We start from the raw sequence: 5,110 nt of genomic DNA, 5'->3' as shown, positions 1-5,110 counted from the left end.
GCAGTGGATACTGCGCCAGTTCAAGATAAGGTTTGGGCGCAACGCGCAGGGTTGGGCTGGATTGCTAAAAACGGGAACGTGATTACTAGAAAATATGGTAGTTGGGTATTTTTAGGCGAAGTTTTAACCAACTTATCTTTGAGTGCCGATCATGTTCACACTAGTCATTGTGGTAGTTGTACGCGCTGCTTAGAAGCTTGTCCGACAGGGGCGATTACTCAGCCTTATGTTGTCGATGCTAACCGCTGCATTGCTTATCACACCATCGAAAATCGTGACCCAGAATTACCGCCTAATATTGCCGCTCATCTATCTGGTTGGGTAGCAGGATGTGATATTTGTCAAGATGTTTGCCCCTGGAATCAACGTTTTGCTCAAGAGACAGACGTTGATGATTTTCGGCCTTATCCTGGTAATCTCCAGCCGCAGTTAAGCAAATTAGCCCAGCTGGATCGAATAGAATGGGATCGGCAATTCCCCGCTTCTGCCCTGAGAAGAATTAAGCCTGATATGTGGCGACGTAATGCTCGTGCTAATCTTAATGAAGACAAGTAACGGTGGTTATAATACAAGTGTAAAGATTTCAATTATTTATTATTACTTTAATTTTTTAGTATTTTATTTATATATTTAATTAACCTTATGACTGCGAAGGTAATCTTATTTGACTTTGACGGTACTATTGCTGACACCTATCAGGCGATCGCTAAAATCACCAATCAGCTATCAAGTGAATTTGGCTATAAAGCATTAGACCAAGAAGAACTGGTATTAATCAAAAATTTAAGCTCGCGAGAAATAGTTAGGCGTTCAGAAATATCTATATTTAAGCTACCTTTTCTAGTCAGAAGAGTTCGCGCAGAATTAAGCAAAGAAATTGCTGAATTAGAACCAATCGAAGGTATAGCTCAAGTTTTGCAGGAGTTAAAAACCCAAGGCTATACTTTAGGAATTGTCACCTCTAATGATCAAGAAAACGTCGATATATTTCTCACCAAAAATCAGTTAGACAACTTGTTTAGCTATGTTTATTCTAGTACGGCGATCTTTGGCAAACATCGAGTACTTAACCAAGTAATTAAAGAACGTCAAATCGATAAATCTGACATAATTTATATTGGAGATGAAACTAGAGATATTAGATCTGCAAAAAAAAGCCTGATTGCAGTAGCTGCGGTTAGCTGGGGGTTTAATGCAGCCGAAATTTTGCAAGAGCATCAGCCAGATTACCTGGTGTCTGAACCCTTAGAATTGCTAGAAGCGATCGCTCATTGGCAGCCTTATCAATCGACAGTCACTTCTTAAACCGCGAAGCTCTAAGCTATAAACGAAGTTAATCAACCAATTCTGAATCAAAATCAATGATAAATGGTCACCCTGAATATTTATTGTTTGCTCAACATGGATGGGCTGATACGGGCAATAATATTGGCAGACTAGTCACAGCAGCAGTCGATCACCAGACTAAAGTAATTGTACCCAGTTTGGGATTAATGAAGACTTTTATTCGTCTTGAACCTTTAATTCAAAGGTTAGAACAGATTGCCACCGAAGCGATCGCCACTCATCCCCAAACACCAATTAAAATAGTCGGGCATTCGATGGGAGGCTTAATGTGGTTAGAGGTGTTAGAACGTAATCCTCAATGGTGGAGCAAAATTCACTCTTTTATTCTGTTGGGTTCTCCTGTGGGGGGTTCTCATCTGGCACGAATGATCGATCCTTTAAGTCTCGGCATTGGTACAGCAGGAGACTTGGGGAAAAATCGGCGAGGGCTAGCGGAAAAAATTGCCCAGCACATTCCCACTCTGTCTGTAGCTAGCGATCTTGGAATGGGTACAGATGGTTTAGTTACGGTAGAAAATACTAAGTTTGACTATGCTAACTGGTTACTTATATCTGATATTACTCATAATGCAATGCGATATCGGACTGAGATGCTGCCGATTATGCAGGATTTTTGGGCAAATCCCCAACTAGGTTTAGCACCAGAAGCCACCTTAACAAATCAGTTGATTCAACGTTTGCGTAATGTGCCAGGAATGACTGATACTGACTATCGTGATTTTGCGCGATCGCGTATTATTGCCCGTTTGCCTGGGGATCTGACTCTGCATACATGGAACTCTTTAGGGGTTGCTCACATTTATCTTTGTCAACACCAGCAATGTCTCTATGCAGGATATGTGGGTTTATTTCATGTTCAGGCTCTGCGTCAAGCAATTAAGGCAATCCAAAACAGTGAATTACAATCTTAATAAACTTTTTTCTGATAATTACTTGACAAACTGATGGATTAAATTGCTATACTAAATTCTGTTGCGAGACGTTGGGGTGTCGCCAAGCGGTAAGGCATCGGTTTTTGGTATCGACATTCCTAGGTTCGAATCCTAGCACCCCAGTTTTAAACTCAAACATTATTCCTAGTTGTATTGATCGACTGGCTGTCTGGTTTGACCTAAGCTAAGATTGCTTCAGGTCTTTCCCTATGTTCAGCCTATGTTGTCTGCTAATTTTGGCGGGTATCGCTACAAATTTACTGCCACACTCACGATTATTTTAATCATGCTCGACAGTAGTGTTCAGGCACAAATAGTCGGCGACAATACAGCCAAGACTCAAGTGCAGACTGATCGAGGTGCTTCCGTCATTACCGGTGGTATTCAGTCTGGAAAAAATCTATTTCATAGTTTTGAGCAATTTTCGGTAGTCACTGGTGGGGTAGCTAACTTCGATCACGCTTTAGAGGTTGAAAATATTTTTAGTCGGGTTACTGGGGGCGCAGTTTCTGAGCTTGATGGTTTGATTCAAACTCAAGGGGATGCTAGTTTGTTCTTGCTCAATCCTGCGGGAGTGATTTTTGGGGCAAATGCTCAACTAGATCTTGGCGGTTCTTTGATTGTCAGTACAGGCGATCGCCTAATTTTTGCCGACGGGACAGAATTTAGTGCGACTGCACCAGAAGGTGAGTCGATATTAACCATGAGCGCTCCTATCGGGCTGCAATACGGCAATGGGGGAACGATTGAAGTTCTACCTAATAGTAATCGCACCTCTACTAGTCCTGGTTTAAACCTCAAGCCTGGCAACACTTTAGCTTTATTAGGTGGAGATGTATCGATCAGTCGCAACACTCTTAATGTTGTTAATAGTAATCTCGAAATCGCTGGAGTCAAATCAGGAGCGATCGCCCTACACCCAGATGAGCGTGGTTGGCAGTTTGATTATCAGCCTGATGTAAAGTTCGCTAATATCGACTTAAGCAATCGCGCTTTAATTAATAGCAGTGGAAAAGTTAACTTTCAGGGTAAGACGATTAATTTCTCTACAGGTTCAGGAATACTAGACTTTAATCAACTCCGTCAAACAAAAAGCAGGATCAATCTCCAAGCTTCAGAATCGATTAATTTGGATGCTGGCTTGTTGATAACTCAAGTCGGCTTACGCAGTGGCTTAAACGAGGAAGCGATCGCTGATGTGGGAGGAGATATTATCATCGCAGCACCTCAAGTTTTGGTCAGCAATGGCGCAATCATTTCTGCGGGAACTCTGAGTAAGGGAGCAGGGGGAAGTATTATGATCGATGCTTCAGATGGAGTGAAATTATTTAGTGATGGAGATAATAATCCTGCTATTATTAGCACCTCGACTGGAGGAACTGGTTCAGGAGGGCAAATTGACATCAATACAGGAAAGCTGGTAATTGAAAACGGTAGCCAGATTCAGGCTTTAGGAGGAGCAGGTTCAGGGGGAACTATTACTGTTAATGCCAAAGAGTCTGTCGCTCTTTCTGGTCAAGGGATCTTGCGATCGCAAGATCCCAACGGTAATATTTCGGAAACTCAACTAGCAAGTGGCTTTTCTGCCTCATCAGGTGTTGCTGGTTTACCATTAGAGCGTCAGCCTCGAGGAAACAGCGGCAGTTTAATGATTAAGACACCCCAGTTAACTATCGAGCAAGCTGCACAAATATCTGTAAGTAACTACGGCTTAACTAATGCAGGGGATATCAAAATTGTTACTTCTGAGCTAAATTTGGACAACCAAGGAGAAATTGTGGCAAATACGGGTTCAGGGGAAGGTGGGTCGATCAATATCTTGGCAGATCGCTTAGTGATTTTAGACCATGGTGGGTCGATTTCTACCACCGCAGCCCAAAATGGCAATGGGGGAAATATTACTATAAAAACGGAAAATTTGGCGCTGTTAAATTTCAATCGCATTAGTGCTGATGCTAATCAAGGCAATGGTGGTAATGTTTCTATTGATACTCAAGGATTATTTGTCGACCCCAGTAGTCGCATTACTGCTAGTTCAGAAGTTGAGCAAAAACAGGGTAATGTGGCAATTTCTACCCTAGATCTTAATTCTCGTTTAGCCACAGATGATATTGAACAGTCTCCTTTAGTAGCCGAAGAGCAAATTAGCTCTAGTTGTGGTGTCGGCAAAGATCTTAACGGCGATCGAATTCGCGATCTTGGACGAGGAGGCATCCCCAATAATCCTTTGGGAGAAATTGCCTATTTAGAAACATTAACTGACTGGGGCGTAGATGAGATCCCTATTTTTAGTAATGCTAACTCCCACTTGCCAAAACTTGCAGCCAAAGATCGAGTAGGTTCAACTCAACCAAATCAAACGATCGTGGAAATGAACAACTGGGTGTTTAATCAAGGTATTGTTGAGCTAGTTGCTACGACTCCGCAAAATTTGTCTCTCTCCCCCTGTCAAGTTAATCGATTTTAATCAATGTGCCTGCTTTAGTTGCAAGAAGTTGTTTATTGCTCTTATTAAGCTCAGTCAATATGGTTAAATCTTATCTTGTATACTGTATGTTAAATTAGCCAACTTATTGAACTATCGTTGATAGTTTTGTATGAGTTAAAACTCAAATGTATGATTGCTATTCAGAGAAACCAGTCTTTACGACAACAAGTATATCAATGTCTGAAACAAATTATTCTTAAAGGAGATTTAGCTTCAGGAGAACGAATCATTGAAACTAAATTAGCTGAACAGCTACAAGTTAGTCGTACCCCGATTAGAGAAGCAATTAGTCAGTTAAAACGAGAAAAATTAATCGTGTCTAAGCCTAATGGTGGTTTTAAGG

The 5,110-nt window shown here is 41.4% G+C and carries 5 protein-coding genes and 1 tRNA gene; all 6 read left to right on the top strand.

The annotated features are described in order from the left end of the window. A partial coding sequence (gene queG / locus C7B62_RS24375) for a tRNA epoxyqueuosine(34) reductase QueG (protein ID WP_106243847.1) occupies positions 1 to 555 on the top strand: 555 nt, incomplete at its 5' end. Between the two features lie 87 nt (positions 556 to 642). Further along, positions 643 to 1,305 carry an HAD-IA family hydrolase gene (locus C7B62_RS24370; protein WP_106243844.1) on the top strand — a complete coding sequence of 221 codons (663 nt, stop codon included), beginning with the start codon at positions 643 to 645 and terminating at the stop codon, positions 1,303 to 1,305. A 56-nt stretch (positions 1,306 to 1,361) separates the two neighbouring features. After that, positions 1,362 to 2,258, top strand: coding sequence for a serine aminopeptidase domain-containing protein (locus C7B62_RS24365; RefSeq protein WP_106243841.1), 897 nt, complete (start codon positions 1,362 to 1,364; stop codon positions 2,256 to 2,258). Between the two features lie 72 nt (positions 2,259 to 2,330). Beyond that, positions 2,331 to 2,402 (top strand) — tRNA-Gln (locus C7B62_RS24360). 97 nt (positions 2,403 to 2,499) lie between these two features. Continuing rightward, a complete protein-coding gene (locus tag C7B62_RS24355; RefSeq protein WP_106243837.1) occupies positions 2,500 to 4,746 on the top strand; it encodes a filamentous hemagglutinin N-terminal domain-containing protein in 2,247 nt (748 codons plus the stop codon). 150 nt (positions 4,747 to 4,896) lie between these two features. Next, positions 4,897 to 5,110, top strand: a 214-nt coding sequence (locus tag C7B62_RS24350) for a GntR family transcriptional regulator (protein ID WP_146132206.1), incomplete at its 3' end; no start/stop codon positions are given.

It is taken from the genome of Pleurocapsa sp. CCALA 161, from assembly GCF_003003995.1.
Taxonomy (GTDB): domain Bacteria; phylum Cyanobacteriota; class Cyanobacteriia; order Cyanobacteriales; family Xenococcaceae; genus Waterburya.
Note: the sequence above shows the minus strand (reverse complement) of the source record. Positions and strands in the feature narration are given on the sequence as shown.